The sequence below is a fragment of the Sulfitobacter sp. G5_S2_6_S6 genome (genome assembly GCF_054968505.1).
This window is the reverse complement of record NZ_JBQKUI010000010.1, coordinates 44,260-67,001: the sequence shown is the minus strand read 5'-3', so window position 1 is coordinate 67,001 and position 22,742 is coordinate 44,260. Positions and strand designations below refer to the sequence as shown.

The 22,742-nt window shown below is 58.9% G+C and carries 25 protein-coding genes; 8 read left to right on the top strand and 17 right to left on the bottom strand.

The genetic code is table 11. The annotated features are described in order from the left end of the window. Nucleotides 1-20: 20 nt before the first annotated feature. Both ACTRWK_RS14965 and ACTRWK_RS14960 read right to left on the bottom strand, forming a co-directional pair. A complete protein-coding gene (locus ACTRWK_RS14965) occupies nucleotides 21-173 on the bottom strand; it encodes a StaA (protein WP_462844008.1) in 153 nt (50 codons plus the stop codon). Between the two features lie 548 nt (nucleotides 174-721). Continuing rightward, complete coding sequence (locus ACTRWK_RS14960; protein WP_180829211.1) at nucleotides 722-1,864, bottom strand: HPP family protein; 1,143 nt, start codon at nucleotides 1,862-1,864, stop codon at nucleotides 722-724. A 204-nt stretch (nucleotides 1,865-2,068) separates the two neighbouring features. Between ACTRWK_RS14960 and ACTRWK_RS14955 the strand changes: the two genes are divergently transcribed. Beyond that, nucleotides 2,069-2,527, top strand: coding sequence for a GNAT family N-acetyltransferase (locus ACTRWK_RS14955; RefSeq protein ID WP_462844007.1), 459 nt, complete (start codon nucleotides 2,069-2,071; stop codon nucleotides 2,525-2,527). 84 nt (nucleotides 2,528-2,611) lie between these two features. Here ACTRWK_RS14955 and ACTRWK_RS14950 read toward each other — a convergent pair whose 3' ends face one another. From ACTRWK_RS14950 to ACTRWK_RS14920, 7 genes are all read right to left on the bottom strand, one after another. Next, nucleotides 2,612-3,268, bottom strand: a complete 657-nt coding sequence (locus ACTRWK_RS14950; RefSeq protein ID WP_462844006.1) for a DUF6927 domain-containing protein — start codon at nucleotides 3,266-3,268, stop codon at nucleotides 2,612-2,614. Then, nucleotides 3,268-3,861 (bottom strand): regulator, encoded by a 594-nt coding sequence (locus tag ACTRWK_RS14945; protein WP_386176698.1) that lies wholly within the window; start codon nucleotides 3,859-3,861, stop codon nucleotides 3,268-3,270. The genes ACTRWK_RS14950 and ACTRWK_RS14945 overlap by 1 nt, the downstream gene beginning before the upstream one ends. A 76-nt stretch (nucleotides 3,862-3,937) precedes the next feature. Beyond that, entirely contained in the window at nucleotides 3,938-5,920 is a 1,983-nt protein-coding gene (locus tag ACTRWK_RS14940) for a ParB/RepB/Spo0J family partition protein (protein ID WP_462844005.1), read from the bottom strand. 156 nt (nucleotides 5,921-6,076) lie between these two features. Further along, entirely contained in the window at nucleotides 6,077-6,466 is a 390-nt protein-coding gene (locus ACTRWK_RS14935) for a DUF3768 domain-containing protein (RefSeq protein ID WP_462844004.1), read from the bottom strand. An 87-nt stretch (nucleotides 6,467-6,553) separates the two neighbouring features. Beyond that, nucleotides 6,554-6,763 carry a DUF6330 family protein gene (locus tag ACTRWK_RS14930; protein ID WP_007120641.1) on the bottom strand — a complete coding sequence of 70 codons (210 nt, stop codon included), beginning with the start codon at nucleotides 6,761-6,763 and terminating at the stop codon, nucleotides 6,554-6,556. Between the two features lie 23 nt (nucleotides 6,764-6,786). Then, nucleotides 6,787-7,740: an ArdC family protein gene (locus tag ACTRWK_RS14925; protein WP_462844003.1), complete on the bottom strand. Its 954-nt coding sequence runs from the start codon at nucleotides 7,738-7,740 to the stop codon at nucleotides 6,787-6,789. Between the two features lie 40 nt (nucleotides 7,741-7,780). Next, on the bottom strand, nucleotides 7,781-8,251 hold the full coding sequence (locus tag ACTRWK_RS14920) for a hypothetical protein (RefSeq protein WP_237273230.1): 471 nt from the start codon (nucleotides 8,249-8,251) through the stop codon (nucleotides 7,781-7,783). Between the two features lie 367 nt (nucleotides 8,252-8,618). Between ACTRWK_RS14920 and ACTRWK_RS14915 the strand changes: the two genes are divergently transcribed. Next, entirely contained in the window at nucleotides 8,619-8,912 is a 294-nt protein-coding gene (locus ACTRWK_RS14915) for a hypothetical protein (RefSeq protein WP_007120638.1), read from the top strand. A 28-nt stretch (nucleotides 8,913-8,940) separates the two neighbouring features. On the opposite strand, the gene ACTRWK_RS14910 is transcribed toward ACTRWK_RS14915, so the two are convergent. From ACTRWK_RS14910 to ACTRWK_RS14885, 6 genes are all read right to left on the bottom strand, one after another. Next, entirely contained in the window at nucleotides 8,941-9,357 is a 417-nt protein-coding gene (locus ACTRWK_RS14910; protein ID WP_462844002.1) for a hypothetical protein, read from the bottom strand. Next, nucleotides 9,350-9,640 (bottom strand): type II toxin-antitoxin system prevent-host-death family antitoxin, encoded by a 291-nt coding sequence (locus ACTRWK_RS14905; RefSeq protein WP_237273908.1) that lies wholly within the window; start codon nucleotides 9,638-9,640, stop codon nucleotides 9,350-9,352. Before ACTRWK_RS14905 ends, ACTRWK_RS14910 begins: the two co-directional genes overlap by 8 nt. Nucleotides 9,641-10,304: 664 nt before the next feature. Then, the gene (locus ACTRWK_RS14900; protein ID WP_462844001.1) at nucleotides 10,305-11,354 is read right to left on the bottom strand and encodes a helix-turn-helix domain-containing protein; all 1,050 of its coding nucleotides are present in this window, start codon (nucleotides 11,352-11,354) and stop codon (nucleotides 10,305-10,307) included. Nucleotides 11,355-11,509: 155 nt separating this feature from the next. Further along, complete coding sequence (gene repB, locus ACTRWK_RS14895; protein ID WP_462844000.1) at nucleotides 11,510-12,580, bottom strand: plasmid partitioning protein RepB; 1,071 nt, start codon at nucleotides 12,578-12,580, stop codon at nucleotides 11,510-11,512. Continuing rightward, on the bottom strand, nucleotides 12,580-13,767 hold the full coding sequence (gene repA / locus ACTRWK_RS14890) for a plasmid partitioning protein RepA (protein ID WP_037930882.1): 1,188 nt from the start codon (nucleotides 13,765-13,767) through the stop codon (nucleotides 12,580-12,582). The genes repB and repA overlap by 1 nt, the downstream gene beginning before the upstream one ends. 282 nt (nucleotides 13,768-14,049) lie before the next feature. Next, nucleotides 14,050-14,931: a recombinase family protein gene (locus ACTRWK_RS14885; protein WP_462843999.1), complete on the bottom strand. Its 882-nt coding sequence runs from the start codon at nucleotides 14,929-14,931 to the stop codon at nucleotides 14,050-14,052. 226 nt (nucleotides 14,932-15,157) lie between these two features. Here ACTRWK_RS14885 and ACTRWK_RS14880 point away from each other — a divergent pair, with 226 nt between their 5' ends. Then, the gene (locus ACTRWK_RS14880) at nucleotides 15,158-16,225 is read left to right on the top strand and encodes a hypothetical protein (RefSeq protein ID WP_462843998.1); all 1,068 of its coding nucleotides are present in this window, start codon (nucleotides 15,158-15,160) and stop codon (nucleotides 16,223-16,225) included. A gap of 173 nt (nucleotides 16,226-16,398) precedes the next feature. Here ACTRWK_RS14880 and ACTRWK_RS14875 read toward each other — a convergent pair whose 3' ends face one another. Further along, on the bottom strand, nucleotides 16,399-17,718 hold the full coding sequence (locus ACTRWK_RS14875; RefSeq protein WP_007120628.1) for an MFS transporter: 1,320 nt from the start codon (nucleotides 17,716-17,718) through the stop codon (nucleotides 16,399-16,401). Nucleotides 17,719-17,726: 8 nt separating this feature from the next. Further along, the gene (locus ACTRWK_RS14870) at nucleotides 17,727-17,987 is read right to left on the bottom strand and encodes a metal-sensing transcriptional repressor (RefSeq protein WP_007120627.1); all 261 of its coding nucleotides are present in this window, start codon (nucleotides 17,985-17,987) and stop codon (nucleotides 17,727-17,729) included. Nucleotides 17,988-18,488: 501 nt separating this feature from the next. Between ACTRWK_RS14870 and ACTRWK_RS14865 the strand changes: the two genes are divergently transcribed. The 5 genes from ACTRWK_RS14865 (at nucleotide 18,489) to ACTRWK_RS14845 (ending at nucleotide 22,650) form a co-directional block, all read left to right on the top strand. Then, nucleotides 18,489-19,217: a HupE/UreJ family protein gene (locus ACTRWK_RS14865; protein ID WP_009820205.1), complete on the top strand. Its 729-nt coding sequence runs from the start codon at nucleotides 18,489-18,491 to the stop codon at nucleotides 19,215-19,217. A gap of 17 nt (nucleotides 19,218-19,234) precedes the next feature. After that, nucleotides 19,235-19,858 carry a hypothetical protein gene (locus ACTRWK_RS14860; protein WP_007121517.1) on the top strand — a complete coding sequence of 208 codons (624 nt, stop codon included), beginning with the start codon at nucleotides 19,235-19,237 and terminating at the stop codon, nucleotides 19,856-19,858. Nucleotides 19,859-20,513: 655 nt separating this feature from the next. After that, nucleotides 20,514-21,953: a multicopper oxidase family protein gene (locus ACTRWK_RS14855; protein WP_075571762.1), complete on the top strand. Its 1,440-nt coding sequence runs from the start codon at nucleotides 20,514-20,516 to the stop codon at nucleotides 21,951-21,953. 40 nt (nucleotides 21,954-21,993) lie between these two features. After that, the gene (locus tag ACTRWK_RS14850) at nucleotides 21,994-22,449 is read left to right on the top strand and encodes a DUF411 domain-containing protein (RefSeq protein WP_009820203.1); all 456 of its coding nucleotides are present in this window, start codon (nucleotides 21,994-21,996) and stop codon (nucleotides 22,447-22,449) included. A gap of 66 nt (nucleotides 22,450-22,515) precedes the next feature. Further along, nucleotides 22,516-22,650 carry a hypothetical protein gene (locus ACTRWK_RS14845; protein WP_007121580.1) on the top strand — a complete coding sequence of 45 codons (135 nt, stop codon included), beginning with the start codon at nucleotides 22,516-22,518 and terminating at the stop codon, nucleotides 22,648-22,650. The last annotated feature ends 92 nt before the right edge of the window (nucleotides 22,651-22,742 follow it).

Sequence of the window (22,742 nt, the reverse complement as noted above, 5' to 3'; positions counted from 1 at the left end):
CGCTGACCTCCAAGGCTTGGTCAGGACTTGGGTTCGACCTGCCGCTTCGCATCAATCAATGCCTGTGCGGCCTGCATCACCTGAACCTGAGATGTTCCCGAGCGTGCATCCTCCAGCGCGGCCTGTACCTGCGCGTAAAACCAGGCGTCATACGCATTCGCTTCAGCAGCCACGGAAATGCTCCTCGAGGCCCATATCCAGAAGCTTTCCAAGGTCATCGGGCATGTCTGCAACGCGCACCGCAAATTGGCAACGCTTCCGTTTCATCCGAGACGCGCCTTGCTCATCGGTGCCGAGGTGCGGCCCTTCCTTATCCGTTGGATCCATTGCGCTTTCTCCGACTGTACTCTGGGTCGATGCTACATCACCCAGAGTGGCGCCGTAAATGGCAATGCTATTGTGGTCACATCAAGTCGGGCCACTTAGGAATCCAATGCCGGAGGTGGCAGAATCCTACCTGAAGCTCAAAGCCGCCGTTCATTGAAAGCGCGGCGAACTCTGACTCAGAGCCCACTTTGCCGCTTTTCGACAGCGCAGCTAAAGTCTGTTACCGTGGTGAGAGGCGACGATGATCAAAAGCGCCTTGGATATTAAACAGGGTTTATTGAAGCGCCAAACGAAGAATTTGTGAGCTCTCCAATGTTTTTTTTCGGGAGGCGTGCGAAAATCTACTTGGTTAATGCATTTCATAACTCATGCGAGAATTTCGTAATTCTATAGATTATTTATCCAGACTTTTCCGCGCCAACGCGCTGATCAGATCCGTGCGTGTGACGATCCCTATTAGTTGACCGCGCTCTAAGACGGGGACGGCGTCAACAGCTCCGTCAGCCATCTGGGGAAGCAGCGCCGACAAGGGGGTGTCTGCGGTTGCACGTGGTCCGCCGACGCTCATGATATCAGTTGCTTGCACAGGTATTTCACGGCGGCGGTCAAGCAGTCGGTGTAATGCCTTCCCGAAGCCGCGCTTGAGGCGCAAACTATCCTCACGAGCCCGGTCGATGAGATGTATTTGAAAGATAACCCCCAGAAATCGGTCTGCACCCCCTACGACCGGCAATGCTGTAAACCGGTAACGCCGGAACAAATCTGCTATCTCTGTTAAAGGCGTTTCCGGCTGAACCGTAATCAGATTGTGCGACATGATATCAGCGGCGACCGTTGGCCCCGACCTTTGGGCTGCCACCTGCATTTCCGCAGCACCAAGCAAGCGCGCTAGATCCTCGACTCCAAGATTGAAAGATTGTTTATAGCGGCCCAAAATGTCGGACAGTTCTGCCTCAGTTAATCCAAGACGCTTCATTGGCTCAAGGTCTTGCGTCCCATAACGGTTAGGATCATCGAACTGGCGGAATGGATAGTGTCGCCCTGTCATGCGTCCGTATACCATGGCAATGAGGACCAAAACGACCGTGCCGATCCCAATCGGCATAAGGGCAAAATAAAACCCTAACTCCTGCACCGCGTCAGGGCTCATTGCTACTGTCATCGCGACGGCACCAGCCGGTGGGTGTAACGCACGACACAGTATAGTCACGGTAATTGCCAAGCCCACAGCTAAAGCAATACGTAGAACGGGGTCCTGCACGACCAGACATACCGCAACACCGACCAAGGCGGCGGTAACGTTGCCGATAATCGCCGACCACGGTTGAGCCAGCGGGCTGTTCGGAACGGCAAAAAGAAGAACCGAACTCGCTCCGAACGGCGCGACCAAATATAAGCCAAGCGTCAAATCAATCGTTGGTGCGAGAACAAAGGCTCCAGCCAAAGCAAGCCCGACGAATGCACCAAGGCCCGCTCGAAGGGCTTCGACAGGCGAACTTTTCGCGACGGCAGGACCAAATGAACCAAGATGAGACAGAGCAAGAACTTTCAGTTTGCGGTAGGCTCGCTCTTTCAGAAATTAAGAAAATTGGCAACGCCTGCTAAGTCTGCACTACGAACCTAAAACCCCTATAACGTCTGATCCTCTATCTGCAGCTGTGGCGAAGGTCAGCTGTGAGCCCATCTTGCAGGTTGCTGCGCCGCAATAGTAATCTCGGCTTGATGATGCAGGAGCTGGCCATTGACGCATAATTTTGAAATCAGAAAAGCAACGCCAGGAGATGAGAACAGCGTTCGTTTGTGCGCTGAGGATGCCTATGAGCAGTACGTTGCCGCCATCGGCAAGAAACCGGCACCCATGGTGGCAGACTTCGGTTCGCTTATCGCATCCGGTTCAGTCTACGTCGCAGCGGAAACGGATGCGGAGTTGATCGGATTTATCGTATTTTATCAAGAAGATGATCACTTCATGTTGGAAAACGTTGCCGTGCGTTCAAGTGCGGCGGGCAAGGGCGTCGGAAAGCTCTTGATTGCCTTTTGCGAAGAAAAAGCAAAGCAATCCGGTGCAAAGCGGATCAAACTCTACACAAACGAAAAAATGTCAGAAAACCTGTCGATCTATCCGCACCTTGGCTATCAAGAGACGGATCGTAAAACGGAAGACGGTTTCAACCGCGTGTTCTTTGAAAAGTCGCTGTAGGCAACGGCAGCAAAGTCCGCACAGCTGCCTCTCGATTGATTGATGATGAAGGTCCGCTCAGACCCGCCGCCGGCTGGTTCCATTTCATTCCCCCTGCCCCGCCATAAACTCGGCCAGCACAGGACTTGCCGCGCCCTTTGCGGAGCTAAGCAGCTCCGAGCCCGTAAGCGAGGCCTTCGACAGGCGTACGAGCCCACCGGTTTCCTCGATGCGGTAGCAGCGGCGTTTTTGCCGCCCCCGCCTGTAGTGCGTCGCGGTGACGATCTGGCAGGTGCTGCCATCGGTGAGCGTCACAGGGGCTGCGAGCTTGATCTTGTCGCCTTCCTCGTAGTCCGGGATTGCAGCCCAGTCCCGGCAGCGCTGGCGCCAGGCATGGGCATAGCTGTCAGGGTCTTTCAGGTCGGAGAGCAGCGCCAGAAGGCTGAGCGGAGCGCGCGACTCGACGGGCCCCGCGCTTTCCTCCATGTCCTTGTAGCCCCAGCAGCCGTCATCATATCGGGTGAGGAAGACAGCCCCGAAAGTGATGGAGCCATCCGCATCGGTCACATAGGTCGCGTCTTCGACCGGCGAGCCATCGATACTTGTGATCTTAGCCGCCGCGTACCAAGTCGAACCCACCTTGCAGGCTTTGACCAGTTCCGTCTTTCGCGTGTCGCTCTCGAAGGTGCAGAGCCGGGCAATCTCCGCTTTCTCATCCGCGTAGGTCTGGACGCGGCGATCGGTGTAGAAGAGCCAACCCATCACGCCGCCCTCCGGTCATCGATTTCCATCAGCGCATCGAGCGGCACGCGGTAGGGCTGCATGGCGTCGAAATCCTCGCAATTGCCGCAGTTCTGCACGATCGCGAAGGTGTCGCAGGCATCCTTGAGGATTACCCGGAAGGTGCCGCCGAGGCCTGACGGCACCTCGTAGGTCCCGCCGATGAGATAATCCGAGGCCCGGCGCACGAAGACGCGGATGCTGTGGCCATCGGTGGCGAGCCGGATCGCACCCCGCCCCCGGTCGATGAGCACCTGCACGTCATCCAGGATGTCGGTGTAGAACTGGCCGGTCAGATCGCGAAACGCCATGCGGCGCTGCGCCATCCAGTCGGTGTCCCGAAACGGGTTCATGCCGTCGGCAAAGGCGAAGGAGGGATCGGCCTGTTCGGTGGTGACGATACGGGTGGTCGTGCCATCGATGCCGTTCGAGCGCAGATGCACACCATTGCCGACGATCAGGATCAGGGCGGGCCTGTCCACGGGCCCGTTCCAGTTGGGCAGGAAGGTTTTGCAAGCGCGCGCATGGGCGATTTGCGCCGCAACTGCGGAGACAGAGAACTTGAGAATAGCCATGGGGATGTCTTTCCGTTGGGTGTGGGAGGGTCGACCCGCGCGGGTGGCATGGCCCACGCGCGGGTCGCGTAATGGCTCAGGCCGCTTGCGCGACCTCGCTGTCAGGCTCCGGAGATTCCGCGATGGGCTCCGCCTCATCAAAGGTGACACCGTTGGTCTGCATCATCGGCGGGCACCAGGCGGCCACGGCAGCGCGCTGCGCGTCGGTGAGCGTGGCGAAGGGCTCTGCAAAGAGCTTGTCGCAGAAGGCGACGATCTCCTTCTTGCTCGACGAGGCCAGCGTCACCGCCTCCTGGGCGAGACCCAGATCCTCGCCGAGGATCTTCAGGAGCCAAGCCTTCTTGAAGCGATTGAACAGCGCCGCGTTCGGCGTCCAGTGGGCGCGAATGTCGGGCATAATCTCGATCTCGAACGCATGCATCAGGCTGTCGCGCTGGCGGTCCCGCGCGAAGCAGGACTGCGTGGTGCTGGCCGTGGCATAGGCGACGAGCTTGGCCTTCTCGCCTGCCTCCAGCGCGCGAAACGCCGCGAACTGATCGGCGGGCGCGCGGGTGTCATCGAGCCAGGAGAGGTCAAGCACATCATGCGCCGCCGCCACCTGCTCGAGCGAGGTCTCGTCGATCTCGCCCATCTTGGCATGACTGCGGTATTCCTTGCGGGCATCGATCTTGATCGCCTGCGTGACACTCATGCCACTGGCCAGAACATCACTGACCAGCTTGAAGAGCGTCAGATCAAGCGTGGCTTCCGGATGCAGCGCCATCGCGGCGCCAAGGGCCATGGCCCGCTCGGTCTTGAGGTCCTCGGCCAGCGAGGCTGGATAAGTGATTTCGCCGGCGTCCGGGGCCTCCTCCCCCGTCGGGTTACTTGAGGAGCCGCGTGCGCCCTCCTCTTTCACGGTGTCCTCGGGGCGCACGAGGCCCACATGGAGGGTCACCTGACCACTCGACCACGAGGCGATTACCCCGGACCGCGCCAGGTCCTCGGCGCTGTTGGCCTCCTGCAGATCGCGGGCTTCCTCTTCCAAGGCGTCAACGCGGTCGTAAAGGGCGTTGTAGGCACCGTCCTCGAGCCCCTCATCCTCCATCTCGAGCTGCAGTTTCTCGAGTTCGGCGGTGATTTCATCCACGCGCTTTTGCGCAGCCTCATCAGGCTCGATCGGGCCGGGATAGATGCGGCCATAGTCGGCCATGGTCGCGTAATCATAGCGCACCATCGCATCGGCCCAGGCAAAGCCCAGCTTTATGCGAGCCTTTTCGGCGGCGGCACCGAGCTTCTCGAGCAGGATGGTTTCGACCAGCGCTGCATCCTCGAGCACGGAATGCTCTTCCAGAAGGTCAGCCGCGACGGCACCGCCACGCGCCTCGTAGTCCACGCGCACGAAAGCCCCGATATCATCGCTGACCTGCACGCCGCGGGATTTGAGGGCCTGACGGACGGAATAGGCCTGCAGATAGCCGCCGTCCTTCGTGAGCGCCTCGAAAACCTCGCGCTGCGCCTCCTGGCTCGGGTGCTCAGCAAAGGCCTTCATCGTGTCGAGCGTGATCACCTTGGCCCGGGCCGCGGCGCGGATGTCGGGGTGGATAAGGCCATAACGCAACCGGCCTTTCACGGCGGCCACCGTGGTGCCGAAGGTCTTTGCGATGGTCTCGGGCGTCTGGCCGTCGACCTCCATCATCCGGGCGAAGGCCTCGAACTCGTCGATTGCGTTCATCGGAGCCTGGGTGATGTTCTCGGCGAGCGACAGCGCCGTGGTGACATCGCAATCCTCTGGCACAAGGCGGCAGTCCACCTTGGTCTTCGCCGTGAAGCCCTTGATGGCCTTGTCAGCGACCAGCTCCTTCAGCGCGGCATGCCGCCGGCCACCGGCCAGCACGGCGTATTTGCCGTCGAGCTTCTGGACAAGGAGCGGCTGGAGCAGGCCCAGCACAGCGATGCTGGCCTTCAGATGCGCGATGTTCTCGGGCTCATAAGTTTCCGGCGCGTTGCTGCGCACATTGGCGGGATGCGGGACCAGATCGCCGATGGCGACGGTGAGAGGGGCAAAGCTTGTGGTCATGGGATATCCTTCCAAGTGGGTGAGGTGTGGCCCGCGCCTTCACGCGCGTGACCAATCCCCGGCTTCAGGGATCACCACGACAAAGGGCCCACTTTCCCTTTGAGGGGTCAGTAGGCCTTGAGTTTTCGGATCGACACTTTGGAAAGCCCTCCTCCCCTACCAGTCGCGCGCCAGCATGATGGTCAGCACGCGCATGGTGGTGGCAGGATTGTCCGGGGTCTCGGCCCCGTAGCAGAAATCGGAATCCGCTTCATAGAGATCGATTTTCCAGAACACGGTCTCGCCCCGGATCTCGACCGCCCCGAAATCGTGCCATCCTTCGGGATCATTCTCAGGCTCGAATGTGGCAAACTCACCGGTGGCCCTCACCGCCTCGGCCATGAAGCCGTCATCGGCCTCCATGAGTGAGCGGGTGACATGCATCCGGCCCTGGATGGACTGTGCGGGCGGCACTCCAAGGCACGCGAGCTTGCGAAACGCGTCGTTCTGCGCCGCGATCACCGTCGGATCCGGACGGTCTGGCTGGGGTTGAACGGTCATGGACATGGGGATCTCCTTTGAGAAGTTGAAACACCCTTCCCAAAGCCTGCTTTTTCTTTTCCGCTTGGCGGCAGGGCCGAAGGAGAAGGTGCCCTACCCGAACAGCCCCTTGGGTCTGTAATTCGGGTTGGGAATGGTTGCGATCCAGCCGCCCTGGTCCGTGATGCTCTCGAGCGCTGCCGAGAGCGGATAAGCGCCCTCGGACCGGCTCCACCAATAGGCACTGCGTTTGAAGGTGATGATCTTGCGGCGGCCGTCTTCGAAGCAGGCCACCCGCAGCGTCTTGGGTTCCTTGCGTGACATGGACGACTCCGTTCTCCGTGTGGTCACGCGGCCTCGGCGCTGCGCCCTGCCCTACCCGCTTCAGATCTGGCGATCAGATAGTCGCAGGCCCGCTGCGCGTCCACGGCGTGCTTGAAGATCGCCCCCTTGTCCGACCGAAGGACGCGCAACCAGTTGTGAAGATAGGCGGCATTCATCTCGAGCGTATGCGCCGTGAAGCCGAGAGTCTGACCCAGGAACACCGAGGTCAATTCCGCGACGATCTCCTCGCGCGCATAGGACGTGTTGCCAAACTTCGAGAACCCGAAATCACGGTTCAGTCGATGGGGGGCCTTCGTGGCATGGGCCAGCTCATGCGCCCAGACCCCGTAGAAATTGCGCGGATCCTGGAACCGCGTGATGGACGGCATGTAGACCTTGTCCACGGGCGGCAAATAGTACGCCTCCGTGCCCGTGAAGACGGTTGTGATGTCGATGGCATCGAAAAACGCCTGCATGTGCGTGACGGGCTCGGACGGCGGATGCTCGGACGGCGGATGCTCGGGCACGGGTTCCGGATCGGGGAAGAAGCTCTCGGGCAAGCCCTCGATCTGGCAGGCGTTGAAGACGCGGTAGGATTTCTGGAAGCGGAAGATGCGGGCCTCCTCGGAGCGATCATCTCCGTCGCTGCGGTCGTCCTCGCCATCGGCGTCTTTCCGACTTTGACCGTAATAGATCACGACCGAGGACTTTTCGCCCTTGCGGACCTTTGCGTGCAAGGCATTGGCCTGCGGCAGCGTCATCCAGAAAGGCGAGCTGTGGCCTGCCATCACCGTTCGCATGGTCAGCAGGAAGTTGTTGACCCCCTGGTAGGGCTCACCGCCCACGCGCAGGGGACGAGAGCTGCCGCCTGCGGTCCAGGGCTTGCGCCACGGCAGAACGCCGCGCTCAATGATGCGGACGATTTCGTTTGTGATGACCTCGGAGGCATCGAATTTGGGCGTGCGGGATCGGGCCATGGCTGGCCTCCTTTCGAGTTTTGGTGAGAGGAAATGGTGATTAGATTGACTGACGGGGCCGCGGATCGTTGATGATCCTGGCACCGAGGGCTTCGACCATGTCGATGTAGGTGGTCAGCGACACGGACCTGCCGGGACCCCAAGGTTCAGAGTCGTCCGATCCGTCCCGCGCCACCCGCGGCAAGTTTGCGAAGGCAATGACATCGGTGACGGGCCGGACATCGATGAACGGGGTCCCTCGTGCGACCGCAAGAGTGGCCAAGGGAAAGCGCTCGATCGGCGCGAAGGTCGACACGGTGGTCCAACCAAGATGGATGAATGTCCCGCCCTCTCCGCAGATCACATGCGCGTTTGGCAATGACGCCGCCTGCTTCAGATAGCCGAGGTCACGCAGGACAGTCTCGCGCTCGCGCCGTTGTGACTGCCCCGTCTGGCCGGTTCGGCGTAGTTCCTTGTGTCGCCACGACGAGGCAGCGGTCGCGCGCAACACGCGCAAGACACCTGTTTGCATGGGAATGCCCTTAATCAGGAAAGACAGACCGGAATCCGGCCCGGACCCATCTGAGGGACCCCAAAGGCCCTCATCCGTCAGTCACAAAACCCGAAGGACACTTTCACTCTTTAGGGATCTGATGCCGGAGATTGTTAAATGCGAAGCTCATGAGAACGCAGGATCCTGCACTTTCCGGCATCAGACCCGGATGAGGAACAGGATCAAGCCGGTTCAACCCTCTTTCGGGCACCCTCTCTCCGACACCCTCAGGCCTGACCCTCCCCGGCCCTCCTCTTCCTCTCAAACCCCATGATTTCCGGAGGTGGCTTGTATTTGTTCCCGTTATGTTCTTTTTTAAGAACCGAGCTAAGAAGGGAAATCCCCGATGGAAAGCACTACTTACGCCCTGCCCGCGACGCCAAAGCAGATTGCCTATGCGCGGTTGCTGGCCCTGCGCAACCAGACGCTTCTGCCGTGGGAGGTTCAGCAAGATCGGCGCTCCTTGAGTGCCTGGATCGACGCACAAGCCAAGTTGAACCCGGGCGCGCAGGACAGCCGCCCGACATCGAAGCAGGTCGCCTTCGCCGAGCGTCTCGCCCGGATCAAACGCCGCGCCGTCCCGGATGAGTGTTTCCGCGACAAGGGGCTGATGTCAAAATGGATCGATGGGAACAAATGAAGCTGGGTAGCCCCTGCGGTGATTGAGACTACTTCAGCCGATCAACAATCGATGCCCCGCCCGACCTGGCAAGCGCGATCAGGCTGGACTGGATTTTGAATGTGAAGACGGAACTGAACGCGCCGATGGGCGTGCGGTCCTCCCAGACATAGGACCGCTCCAGAATATCGGTGTTGATCTCGTCCAGCATGACCCATTTGCGGACATGGGTCTCCAACCCCACACGCTGCGACTCGATCTGTGGCACCTCGATGCACTTGCGCGAGGGCAAGGGCGGTTGCGTCGTGATCGGCAGGATGAACACCACGGTCTCGCTATCGGACTTGGCGACAGTGACGGCGATACAGACAGGCCGTGTCTTGCGGCCCTCGGTCTCGCCCGCCATCTGCTCGCGTTTCCATAGGAACGGGTAGCGGAAAACCTCTCCCGCACTCGGCTTAGTCATCCGCCCGCGTCAAGTCCCGCTCGAGCCCTTCAATCATCAGCGCCTTGAGATCCTCGGGCATCTCGTCAACCATATGAGCCTGTTGCGTGGCCCCCCGCGCGAGCTGCTGGTACTGGTCCATGCTCATCAGCACGAATTTCGGCTTGCGATGCTTGGTGATCGCAATCGGCGACCGAATGGCCGCGTCAAACAGGTCACTTGTGTGCCGCGTCAGGTCGGCCGCCTTGAACTCGGGAAGCTCATGCATGATCTGGGTCTCCATTCGTGCAGAATATACGTACATTCTGGATATTCTGCAAGAGATGGGTTGAGCCCTCCCATGTGTCATCCGAACCGCCGCACGGTCCAGTGTAGGCGTACTCTTAGGCGGTGTTGCCGTCTTCAACGGACTCGTCCGAGGTCAGGTGGTCGTAGCCGCGAGAGACTGCCAGCGCGCCGTAGCGGTCAAACATGACGAAGGCCCCTGCCCGCCCGATGTCTGTCGGATTGAAGGCTAACGGCCGGATCTCGATCTTTTGGATCTCTGCTTACAACACGCCAAGCTGAGTATCGATCTCGGGGGGTTCATCTTGTCTAGCGTACTCTTCTTCCAAGGCCTGATACTCGGAGAGTAGTTTGGTATGGGTCGCTTGTTAATCCGTCACCAGCCAATCGAGCAGCATTGTATCACCCTCAGCGTTATAAGCATTAACACAGACAAACACGACGGTAAGGTTGGCCACTTGGGCCGAGGCGTCTGTGAACATCTAGCAAACCTAGAATGGCTTCTTGTTCCATGATAAGCTACAACATTCCAGACTTGCACCTGACGCGGGTGATCTGGGTTCACCTTCAAACCAACATTCTTCTTCTTGATGATCGTATGGTTTGAAGTGTGCCGCAATTGTCTCTTGATCTTCGATGGCTATGCAGACTCACCAGCCGGTCGAGTTTATGTGGCAAGAGCATCAGTTTCCTTGCCTCATCATAGCATCAAGGTAGGCGTTGTTGTTTTTCACCTGTCCTGTGCTGGCTCTCAAAATTAATTCGTCGAGTGCAATAAGGAGCTGCCCTGGACCTCGTTCTCTAAGGTGTTTCATGATCCTGCCCTGTTCTATTCTTAGCAATCTTCCGACATCGGCCAATATTTCGAGAACTGATTGATGATCTCTTGGTTCATGCGGGAAGAAATCCGATATGTTTTTCAGGTCCGTCCATGCCATAATTGTTGGATCTCGGCGTTCCTGAAAACCAGAGGTGCAGTGTGCATCTGCTCTATCTTTTTTTATATTCAATCTTGTGGGTTCTACGTGCCGGACATTTTGTCCGGCGACGACGGACATTTGGTCGGGCATTGTTTCCTGAGCGTTATGGTTTCCGGCCGGAAACTCTCTGATGGTCGCTCCGACCAACTCTGCCAGCCTCTTGATAAGCTCTATGATTTCGTCGGCTTTGAGAGTTGCACGGCGTAGGATGTTTCGTACGTTCTGGAGAAATGAGACAGTCTCAACATCCTTTGCTTGGCGCAAAGCCTCGACACGAAGGGCCAGTGCCTCCGCCTTGAGTGACCGTAGCTTTTCCTGATCGCCCACAAGCTGTTCTGCGTGTTCGGTGAGCTCTCTTTCCCGATCATACATTGGCTGCAGATCGAAGCCAAAGGCATCTCTGATCAATCCACCGTAGCGAAGAGGGAACCGTTTGCGGGTTGCGCTATCCCTGCGCTGGATCAGCCCGGCATCCACGAGGTGTCCGATACACCGTCGAATCGTTCTCTCGTTCAGGCCGTTCGTTCTCTCAGACAATGATGCGTTTGAGGGAAAGACGATAGTCATTGGAGCTGTTTGTCCGGCCTTCTTCGGCATGAAGCTGATCAAGGCCTGCAGTGTTACCAGGTCATTTGGTGTCAGACCGAGTTCTTTGCGAAGCGCTCGGATTGGCTCGATTACCCTGTACGGGTTCGTACCGGGTACAGAAGATCGTTCCGCCAAGGCGGGTGTGTGAGAAAATACCTGTCTCATGATGATTTCGGCTGAAAAAGCTTCCCCGTTCACCGCGAACGGTGTTGAAAACGATTCGGCTTCGGGGTATCAATCAGGTGTCTAAGCTAATCGAGGCCCTTCGGAAGCACTGCTTTCGGGGGGTCTTTCCTTTTCTGGCCTGTCCTCCTTTCTGCTCAGTTTTTGTTATCGTCTATGTCAGGACCATCAAGATCCTGATCCCTGCCGGAGACTGGGTTACCTATGGGTTCCATTTTCTCTGGGGTAATGATCTGCCCTGGACCAGCGGCCTTCGCGTTCGCCAACGCTAGAAGAGCGGCCTCTGGATTCTCAGAGATCCACTTATGAAGCCCGTCATCTCCGTTCTTGACGGTGATGATCACATTTCTTTTGGTGACCTTCACCATCCCGAGTTTTGTCTTGATTGCCGATGGGGCAGGGGGCTTGTGCTGTTTTAGGAGCCCTTCGAAGATCGCAAAGCGTTCGTCGGAGGTCTTGCCTGAACCTCTGGATTCCATGAGAGCATCATGGAATTCTCGGTTTCCGGCCGGAAACCCTTCATCTCCAGAGAAGCCAAGGCTCTCATAAGCCTTGGCGGCAGCATACCAACGATCCCGTCCAACCCCGGGTGCCGCCCCGATCTTTTGGATGAGTTCAGTCGGAATACAGGAAGTGACTTGTTTCATGCGAGCAAGTCCCGTGAGCTTGTCACCGGCTTTCCTGGCTTTCTGATCGATGTTGAGGGCGTCACAGACCAGTCCCTCATCCTTGCCGGACTCTATGAGAGAACGTGCAAACAGGGCTTTCTCGATCCAGCTGAGGTCTTTTCGGAAGCTGTTCTCTTGGCCTTGTGCAAGAATCGCTTGATCCTCATCCAAGCCTCTGATGAGAGCCTTTGCGGGCTTGCCGATAAGTCGAAGGGCGGCTAATCGCCTGCGCCCATAGATGATCCTGTACCGCCCCCCTTCGGGGCTCAGAAGTATCGGGATAAGCTGTCCCTGCTTGTCAATGCTTTCAGCCAGTTCCCTGATGTCATCTTCGTCATCCAGGGCCAGACGATCCTGGAACTCGGAATCATCAATAAGGTCGGTACTGATTTCTTGAATTGAAGATTGTGCCGCATCCTGAAGAGAACGGGCCATTCCCGAAAGGGCAGGGGCTCGTGACTGGGTTCGAGTCGGAGAAATCGACGAGCTCTGCTGCTTTTCTTCATCCTCGGGAATGTCGAATGTGACTTTGCGGGCCATTACTTACGCCCCCATGCCGTTTTGATGAGCCCTTCGACCTCCGCCACAACCCCGTTGATGGACTCGATAGCCCGATCGTACGTCTGGCGATGAAAATCCGTTCTGGCGATCTCGAACAGTGTCTGTTGCGTGAGTCCAGCGTCAGAGACTGCGGAGGATTTCAGGAAAGGCTGAGTAAGAACGTCATCCGTGAACATGGTCCGCAGGAATGCCGCCATCTGAGTTTGGGGGCCGTCATTGGGCTCGAAACGAGTGATTAGAAATCTCATGAAGTCCCAGTCGGGCGATGCGCCCACATCAGCAATTGTTGCCATGAGGCTGGATGTGAGCTGCAGGAATTGGGCCATCGAGGCGACGTCAAGCATGCTTGGAATGACAGTGACGACTAGGGACGTCGACGCTACCAAAGCCGATAGTGTGGTAAACCCGAGTTGCGGTGGGCAGTCGATGACGACAATGTCGTAGTCTGTCTCGACTTCATTAATGCAAAGAGCAAGCCGCTGATAGAACGGCGGCCTGATATTGTTTCGAAGCGCGTGTGCGGTTTCGGTCTCGAACTCAGAGAGCAACAAGCCGGCCGCGGCTAGATCGAGGTTGTGGAAATACGTTTTGCGCACAACGTCTCTAAATGGGATAGGGTCCTCATACCGGAGGGCATCGTACACCGTTCCGGCCTCAGGGAAGTCGATTTCCGGCCGGAAACCGAACATGGTGGTCATTGAGGCTTGTGGGTCGAGATCGATTGCCAGAACTCGATAACCATCAAGGGCAAGCTTTTGGGCGAGATGGATCGCCGTTGTCGTCTTCCCGGCCCCCCCTTTGAAGTTGGCGATCGAAATGATCTGGATATGCTCCCCATCCCGACGACGAGGAACGATATGCTGGAACTTGGTGCTTGACCGGGCTATTTCGTGGCGCGCTATATCGATTTGCTCTGCAGTGTAGAACCTGCGGCCGCGGGCGTCTGTCTCGATATCACCGAGATCGAGCTTGTCCTCGAAAAACATCTTCCGCAAAAAATCTTGGCTTACCCCGAGGATCTGGGCAACTTCCGTGGATGAGAAGCGTCTGAGAGCCTTTCGTTCATCAGGTAGAAACGACTTGCGCATATTCACATCAAGCGATTTGCTTAGACGTGTCGCCATCGTTTGGATTTTTTGATCCATTCTGATCCGCTGCTCGTTCATGCCCGTCCCGCCGCCCGTCTTCCGGGTCTATCTTGAGAAGGAACGCAAAACCGCCGGAAACTGATGGTTAGCGTTCTTCCGCAAAAATGTCAGGAAAGCGTTTGACAGGCAAGGATTTTTTCAAATGGTGGGCCGGTATCCGGTGAAATCATTTATTTACAATGACTTATCTTATTTTGCGGATCCAGCGCGTCAAGTGCTTGTGTCGCTGCCATCTCTTAAACGCAAGATGTACGCGATTCACATAGGCGGTTTTGCTTCCAAAGAACGAATCTGAGTCTCTTAAATCATTCCCAGACTCTCGGCTCGCTCCAACAGCATCTTGACCGATGAGGGCTGCCATCTCGTTCGGCCACGGGGCGTGCGTTCGCGCATAGCTTCCAGCCGTTCACAGATCGCTCGAAGCGTGATGTCAGGATCTGCGCCCTTGATGCCAGCAATAATGGCGGGCAGGCGGTCGTCGGTTTCGCGGCGCCCGGCGCGGGCCAGAACCTCGGCAGGCAGGAAGCCGTCGCCGACATATGCCTTCACAGCGCGCAAGAGACGGCTTTGGGTCCAGCGACGCGCCTCGGGCAATGGGCCGTTGATGATGCGCAACACGTCTTCCCAGGCCAAGTCGGGGCGCAACCGGCGCACATGGGGCACCCAGTCTTGTGCCGTCTCGTTCAGGCGCTCCATGTAGCCGTCCTGTCTTGCCAGCCGTACCTTACGAAGAGCGGCAGGGTCTTTGGCGCGCAGCCCAGGGTTCCCGCCCACGCGGCCCTTTGTGCGCGCGCTGGCGAGGCCGGCCTTGGTACGTTCCCGGATCAGGGCGCGTTCGAACTCGGCCGCGGCCCCCAGCACTTGCAACGTGAACTTGCCCTGCGGGGATCCGGTGTCGATGGGGTCGTGAATGGAACGAAAGAACGCGCCCTTGGCCTCCAGCCGCTCGATCACCTCCAGCAGATGCGACAGGGATCGCGCAAGGCGGTCGATCCGCACGACCACCAGCGTGTCGCCCTTGCCGATGCGCTCCAACACCCGCGCCAGCACCGGCCGCGCACGATTGCCGCCCGAGGCCTGTTCTTCATGGATCTCGGCGCAGCCCACGGATTTCAGGGCCTGCGTCTGGGGCAGGGGGGTCTGATCCTCGGTCGAGACCCGAGCGTAACCTATCAGGGGCATCAAAACAGTCTTTTTGCAGTTTTATGTATCGCTAATAAACGACCGTTTGAAAACGAATGCAAGGGCGTGCACTGTGGCGCTGCTCAGCAGAGAACCCTTGGTTTCCATACGCTGAGCGCGATCAGCGAGCTCTCGCAGACCATCGCGCGCCCGTGCTATATAAGGTGTGCAGGCGCACTCTGACAAAACACTTTGGTAAAATGCAAAAGTGCCATATTTTGCATACATGAAGACTCAAGTATCTATGCAGTATGATATTTTTTACGATCCTCTTGTGGATGCGGAGGGGCTTGAAGAGACGTCTGAGGACGACCTGTGGTTCCTGCCCGGTCCGATGGACGAGGAGCCAGATTATCTGCCGCCCGGACCTAGGGCAGAGCTTCGTGAAACCGCAGTCCTCGACGATTGGCGGAAGGCAGAGGCGGGCAATGCCGCGCGTCTCGCCCGTGTGGCTGGCCGGATCGGCGCGCTGGACGACCGGCTGCGCCGTGGCCCGAAAGGTTGGCGGCACAGGCTCGCGCTGATGGAGGCGGCAGACCTCAGCTGGTTTGTAGGCGACCGAATTGGCCCGGATCGGCTGGCGCTCTGGAAATCCATGCGCTTGTCCGGCGTGCAGGACGACACCGCGGCGCTCGCGCGTGTCGGATGGGCAGTGCGGCGTCTTACAGGCGGCCTTGGACCGGAAGTGGACCTGTCCGCCTTCCTCGACCGCCGCGACCCCGAGAACCTCGGCGTTGAAGCCGAACCGTCCGCGGATCGCGCGGGCGGTTGGCTCGATCTTATGGCGCAAGCCGCCGATCTTCACCCAATCACGCGCGCTTGCATGGGCTTCCATCTCTGGAGTCTCGCGGGCCTCGGGCAGCACGGCGACCGGATGGAAGCGGCGGTCACAGCCGCACGGATCGTGGCCAGTGAGGGCAAGGGGGCGCTCTTCGCGCCTTTGGCCATGGGCGGGGCAGGAGGATTGCGCTCCGGTGGCCCACCCGCTGACCGTCTGTCTCGTTGGCTTGACGGGATGGAGACCGCATGCCTGACCGCAATGCGTCACCTCGATGATATCGAGGCATGGTCGGCGAGGGCGGAAGCCGAGATGAGCCCGCTTTCCGGCCGCACGCCCCCGGCCTTGTGCGCGGTACTTACCGAATGGCCGCTCGTGTCCGCTCCGAAGGCCGAGGCCCTGATCGGCGCCAGCCGTGCTGCCGTCCAGCGCAACCTTGCTTGGATGGAAGCGCGTGGTATGATCCACGAGATGACGGGGCAGGGGCGGTATCGGATGTGGAGGGTCGCAACTTAAGCCGTGCTCTTTGTCGGGGGGCCGACAGTTTATGTTAGAGTCAACGCTTCTGTCCGCCAAACTTGCAGAGAATTCGCGCATCGAGCCCACTTTGATGAATTTTGCTCGAAGCACGAATGTCCGCATGGATGAAAACGAACCGCCCGTGTCCAGTCTTCGTCTCTTGCTGCGGCTTATAAATGCGTGGCCCAGCGAGGATGGCTCTCGTCAATGATCAAGGCATGGCTGTGCCTGCGATGTCCCCTTAGGTGGGGATGGTCGAGTGGCAAATTATCGTGGGTGTGCTCAAGCTCAACGGGATCGCCGGACGGCCAGAGTTTCAGCGCTGCGAGCATTCCGAAGGCGGCGATGAGGGCCAGTCCGATCAGTGCGGGAACGACACCATAGACTGTCAGCAGCCATCCCGACAGCGGATAGGTCACAAGCCAGCAGGCGTGGGACAGCGCGAATTGCGCCGCGAAGAGTGCCGGGCGGTCCCCGGCGTGGGCGGAACGGCGCAGCAGTCGGCCGGAAGGCGTGAGGACAGCGGAATATCCGAGCCCCACCAGCAACCAGGCTGTCAGAAGGATGGACCAGCCAAGGCCCGCTCCAAGGACCGTCAACGCCAGACCGACCAGAGTAGCCACCATCAGCGTGGCTCCGCCGAACATCACGGGCCGGTCCGGCAACACATCGAGAACACGCGGCAGGACCAGCGCGGCGATCATCGACCCTGCGCCGAAGGCGAACATCGTCCAGGCCAGAGCACTTTCCGAAAGGCCGAGCGAGCCGCGCACAAGAACGACGGTATTGACCAGCACCATCGCACCTGCCGCCGCCGCCGCGAGGTTCAATGCCAAGAGCCCGCGCAAGCGGGGCGTGGCCAGATAGATGCGGATGCCGCGCGTAGTGCGGTCATAGACACCGCGCGGCTCGGATGGGCGGGGACTGGGCAGCACGACCGAAACAACCAGAAGGGCCGATGCGGCGAAACCGAGGACCGTGCCGAGGAAAAGCGAATTGTAGGACATCACCGCGAGCAGAAGGGCCGCCAGCGTCGGGCTGACGATGTTTTCCAGATCGTAGGCCAGCCGCGACAGCGACAGCGCGCGGGTATAGCGCGCCTCTTCGGGCAGAACGTCCGGGATCGTCGCCTGAAAGGTCGGCGTGAAGGCGGCGGAAGCCGATTGAAGAAGAAAGATCAGGACGTAGACCTGCCAGACCTCGGTCACGAAGGGCAGTGCGAGCGCGACACCGGCACGCACCAGATCGAGCGTCACCAGAAGCGCGCGGCGCGGCACGCGGTCTGCGAAAGCCCCTGCAATGGGCGCGATGCCCACATAAGCAACCATCTTGATGGTGAAGACTGTGCCGAGGACCAGCGCCGCCCCGTCGCCCGAAAGATCAAAGGCGAGCAGGCCGAGTGCGACTGTGGCGAGTCCGGTACCCAGAAGGGCTACGACCTGTGCCAGAAACAGGTGCCGATAAGTGCGGTCGGAGAGAATATCGAGCATGGTCAGCCTCAGAGATATCGGGCGATCGCCCGCAACTCGGCGCGATCAGTTTCAGAACTTTCAACGTCGATACAATGGTCCATGTGATCATGGATCAGCGCACGCTTGGCGTTCGTCACGGCCTTTTCGACCGCTTGCATCTGCTGAGCAATCTCCAGACAGGGTTTGCCCGCCTCGATCATTTCGATCACGGCGCGCAAATGGCCGTCAGCGCGTTTCAGCCGGGCGACAAGGGCGGGATGGGTTGCATGGACTGGATGTTTTGTCATAAAGTAGTTCTATCCCCCCCGGGAGGATAGAACAAGATGGTGCCACGACGCACCACGCTAGAGACGGGCAGACGGGCAGATCCTATGGATACCTTGAGGACAGTTGTAAACGCCGCGTTTGCGACACTCTTATGTTTGGCCGTACTCCTCTGGTCTGTGGTGCCCGCAACCTCGCACGCACCCTCAGTCATCGGCGTCCTTCAAGAGCACGCAGAAATGGTTGCTGAGCACGGTCATTCGCATGGACTGGAAGAAGACCTCGCCTGGGCCATGCATGGACATAGCCATGACAGCATCGATCACGATCACAGTCAGGCGGTCGTGCCTGGCCCCGACCGATCGCCGCACCCGCTCGATATTTATAGAGCCGCATGGCCGTTGAGTTCGGCCACGTCGAACACCTTGCAGACATACCAAATCGAAAGACCTCCGCGCGTCTGATCGACTGCGTGCCAACAGCGCGCTGCATTCGATCATCAACACATATGCGGAGTTCAATCCATGAATACAGTCCACCAGGGCTGGACCGATCCCGGCATACGCCGGATCGTGATCCTGTCCTTCATTGCCCTTTCGGCGCTCGTCTTGGGTGCGGAAAACGCTCTTGCCCATGCCGTCACAGAAGGTGACGCAGGCTATATCCAGGAAATCTGGGGGGTGAACATCATCCCCTTCATGTATCTCGGCGCCAAACACATGGTCACGGGATACGATCACATCCTGTTCCTGCTCGGCGTCGTCTTCTTCCTCTACAAGATGAAGGATGTAGGCATCTATGTCAGCCTCTTCGCCCTCGGGCACTCGACCACGATGCTGGCCGGTGTCTGGTTCGGCTGGGGCATCAACGCCTACATCATCGACGCGATCATCGGCCTTTCGGTCGTCTACAAGGCGCTCGACAATCTCGGGGCTTATCAGCGCTGGTTTGGGTTCCAGCCGAACACCAAGGCCGCAACGCTGATCTTCGGCTTCTTCCACGGCACGGGCCTGGCCACGAAGATCCTAGACTACGAGATCGCGTCAGAGGGCCTACTGGCCAATCTTCTGGCGTTCAACGTGGGCGTCGAGCTTGGCCAGATCATGGCGCTTGCCGTGATCCTCATCGTCATGGGCTTCTGGCGGAAATCCCCAAGCTTCTTCCGCCAAGCCTACACCGCCAACGTCGTCATGATGTCCATGGGATTCATCCTCATGGGCCTGCAAATCACCGGCTACTTCGTAGCCACCTGAGAACTTAGGAGACCAAAATGTTTAACGCAAAAAAACCGAGCCTTGATGAGCTTCCCAGCTCCGCGCAGCTTATCCGTTCCACTGCCATTGCGGCGGCCAGCGCCGTTGCGATCCTTGTGACCGTCGTGCTGCCTGCCGAATACAACATCGACCCGACCGGGATCGGCGGGGTTCTCGGGCTGAGCGAGATGGGTGAGATCAAAGCCCAGCTTGCGGAGGAGGCCGAAGCCGACAGGCTGTTGGAGATCGAAGCCGAAGAGCAGTCGAGCCTTATGAACGATATCTTTGGACTTTTTGTCGGCACGGCATATGCACAGGAGGCCGAAATCTGGCGTGACGAAACCACCTTTACGCTTGCACCCGGCGACAGTGCCGAGTGGAAGCTGGTCATGGAAGAGGGCCAGACGGTGGAATACCGAATGCTGGTCGATGGCGGTCGGGTGAATTTTGACATGCACGGCCACGGCGGCGGCAATTCGGTGACCTATGAAAAGGGCCGCGGTTCGACGGGCGACGAGGGCGAGATCATCGCGGCATTCGACGGCGAACACGGATGGTTCTGGCGGAATCGGGACAGCCAGCCCGCAACCGTGACTGTCCAGGTGCGCGGCGAATACACCGAATTCAAAGACGCAAGTTGACACAAGGGCAGCCACCCGCATGAAAAGATGCGGGTGGTTGCCTGGCTCCGAAACAGACCTTGGATGAGTCCGCAGTCTCGCCTCAGATTTTCCCCCGAAACCAACCTCGGGCATCTTTTGGCCAATCAGTGAGTACCCGCGTGGCAATGTCACGCCTATGTTACGGGATACTTCTTGACCTCCCCCTACTGGAAGCTTGCATAAGGATCGCATGATCTGCGTTTTCCGCCTCATTTTGATTCTTGCATTGAGCTTCGGTGCCGTGGTTGCGCCGGATGTATCGGCAGCGAATGCGGCTGAGGCAGCAATGGCTCAGATGGTGGGCGCTGAAAGCGGGGACGACCATTGCGGCGGATGCGATCCGATCGGATTTGCTGACGGGATAACCTGCGAGGGTGGGTGTACAGTCCCTTGTGGCGCGGGAACTACGGCCGGTATCGTAGCTCGTACGTCAGCGATGACGCTTGAGATGGCCTTCGGTGTTGTCATCCCGGTCGCGGGACCTGTGATCCCGATTGGCGCGGTTCCCTCCCTTGATCCATTTCCTCCCAAGCTGCCTGTCTGAACCTGATAGCGGCCTCGCTTGTTGCGGGGCCTGACCGTTGCCTTGGCCGAAGCTGGCTGAGTGCGACCCTTTCAGATCAAGGCAGAAGTAATGACCCTCAACAGACTGATTTCACGACGGCACGTGCTGCGCACCGGTGCCGCTTTCACGGCCATATCCACTCTGTCACCGGCACGAGTAGCGATGGCAGGTCCGACAGAGGACCCATTCTTGCTACGCGCTGCGGCCGGACAAGCCGCCCTGCGACCGGCACCCTACGGCCCTACCGACGTCTGGAGCTACAACGGATCCCTCCCCGGCCCCGAGATCCGGGTGCGGCAGGGAGACCGAATTCGGGTTCTGGCCCGGAACGGGCTAAATGAAGGGACGACGGTCCACTGGCATGGCATTCGCACACCCAATGCGATGGACGGTGTGCCGTTCCTGACACAGGACCCGATCCCGGTCGGTGGCGAGTTTCTCTACGAATTCGATGCGCTGGACGCAGGTACATTCTGGTATCACCCGCACCAGCGCAGTTCGGAACAGGTCGGGCGCGGGCTTTACGGGCCGCTGATCGTCGAGGAAGCAAACCCGATCCGCGTGGATCGCGATTTGACCTGGATGCTCGATGACTGGCGGATGACCGGCGACGGACAGATTGCGACAGATTTCGGAAGCCGGCACGACGCGATGCACGGCGGTCGTATCGGCAATTCCGTGACGATCAACGGCCAGATCCCTGACCGTATCGCGGTGCGATCCGGGGAACGCATCCGCCTTCGGCTGGTCAATGCAGCGAACGCGCGGATATTCGGGCTGGATTTCGGGGGGCTTGCGCCGGTCGTGGTCGCTCTGGACGGTCAACCCGTGTCACCTCATGTACCAGACGATGACATCGTGGTGGTCGGTCCGGCCATGCGTGTCGATCTGGTGATTGATATGACCGGCAAGCCCGGAGAGAGCCTGACCATCACCGATGTCTTCTACAGGGATCTGGAATACCGTCTGGTCGATCTCGCCTACGGGCCGGATCGGTTACGGGACGCGGTCCCGGACTGGTCGATGGAACTGCCACCCAACCCGCTGGCCGAACCCGATATGCAAGCTGCCACGCGGCATCAGATCATCTTTAATGGCGGCATGATGGGGCAGATGATGATGGGCGGCGGCATGGGGTCCATGATGGAGCAGATGCGCGAAGGCAACATGTGGTTCATCAACGGCAAAGCAGCAACGGGGCACATGATGGATCCATTGCTGGTCCTGCCGCAGGGCACGTCGCATGTGCTGCAGATGGACAATCGCACCGCGTGGCATCACCCGATGCATCTTCATGGACATTCGTTCCGTGTGATCACACGGAACGGGCAACCGACACGGCATCGCGAATGGCAGGACACCGTCCTGATGGCACCGGAGGAACGGGTCGAGATCGCCTTCGTGGCGGACAATCCGGGAGACTGGATGTTCCATTGTCACATCCTGGAACACCAGGCGGCCGGCATGATGGGCATCATACGTGTCGATCCTGGCACGACCAAAACCTGAAACAATCTCACGTAACGATCACCACGAAAGGAAAGAACCGATGAAGAAACTAATTGGACTTGCCAGTCTTGGCACCGCAGGTGCTGCCGCTGTCCTTGCAATGAGCCTGAATGCCGCGCCTGCAGCAGCGCAAGAGGCCACGCTCTACAAGAACCCGCAATGCGGATGCTGCGAGAGCTATGCGGACTACCTGCGCGAGAATGGCTTCACGGTCGAGGTAAAGCCGACCCATGATCTGGCTCAGATCAGCCGTGATGCAGGTATCCCGGACGATTTCCAGGGCTGCCATACGACCTTTCTGGGTGACTACGTCGTCAGCGGTCATGTGCCAATTGATGTCGTCAACAAGTTGCTTGATGAGCGCCCGGACATTGCCGGTCTGACACTTCCCGGCATGCCGTTGGGATCGCCGGGTATGGGGGGCGCGAAGCAGGAACCGTTCAAGATTTACACCGTCGAAGAAGGTGTGAACCCGACCGTCTATGCGGTCGAATGATTAATTGCGCGGACTGGTGCGATCCCGTGCCTGACCGGTTTCAAGGGAAAACAAAGGATGAAGTGCATGATGATGGATGGTGGAATGATGGGTGGCGGCATGATGATCGCGATGGGACTGGTTTGGTTACTCATCGTGGCGGTGCTGGTGCTCGCGGCAATCGCCTTGGTCAAATACATCCGCTCGGACAGCGGAAAATAGAAATGCGCCAAGATGCGGAATGAGGGCGACAGCAACGGCGACGGCCTGTTGTCGATGGGGATTGGTCTGGGGGCGTGCGTCCTGCTTGTCGT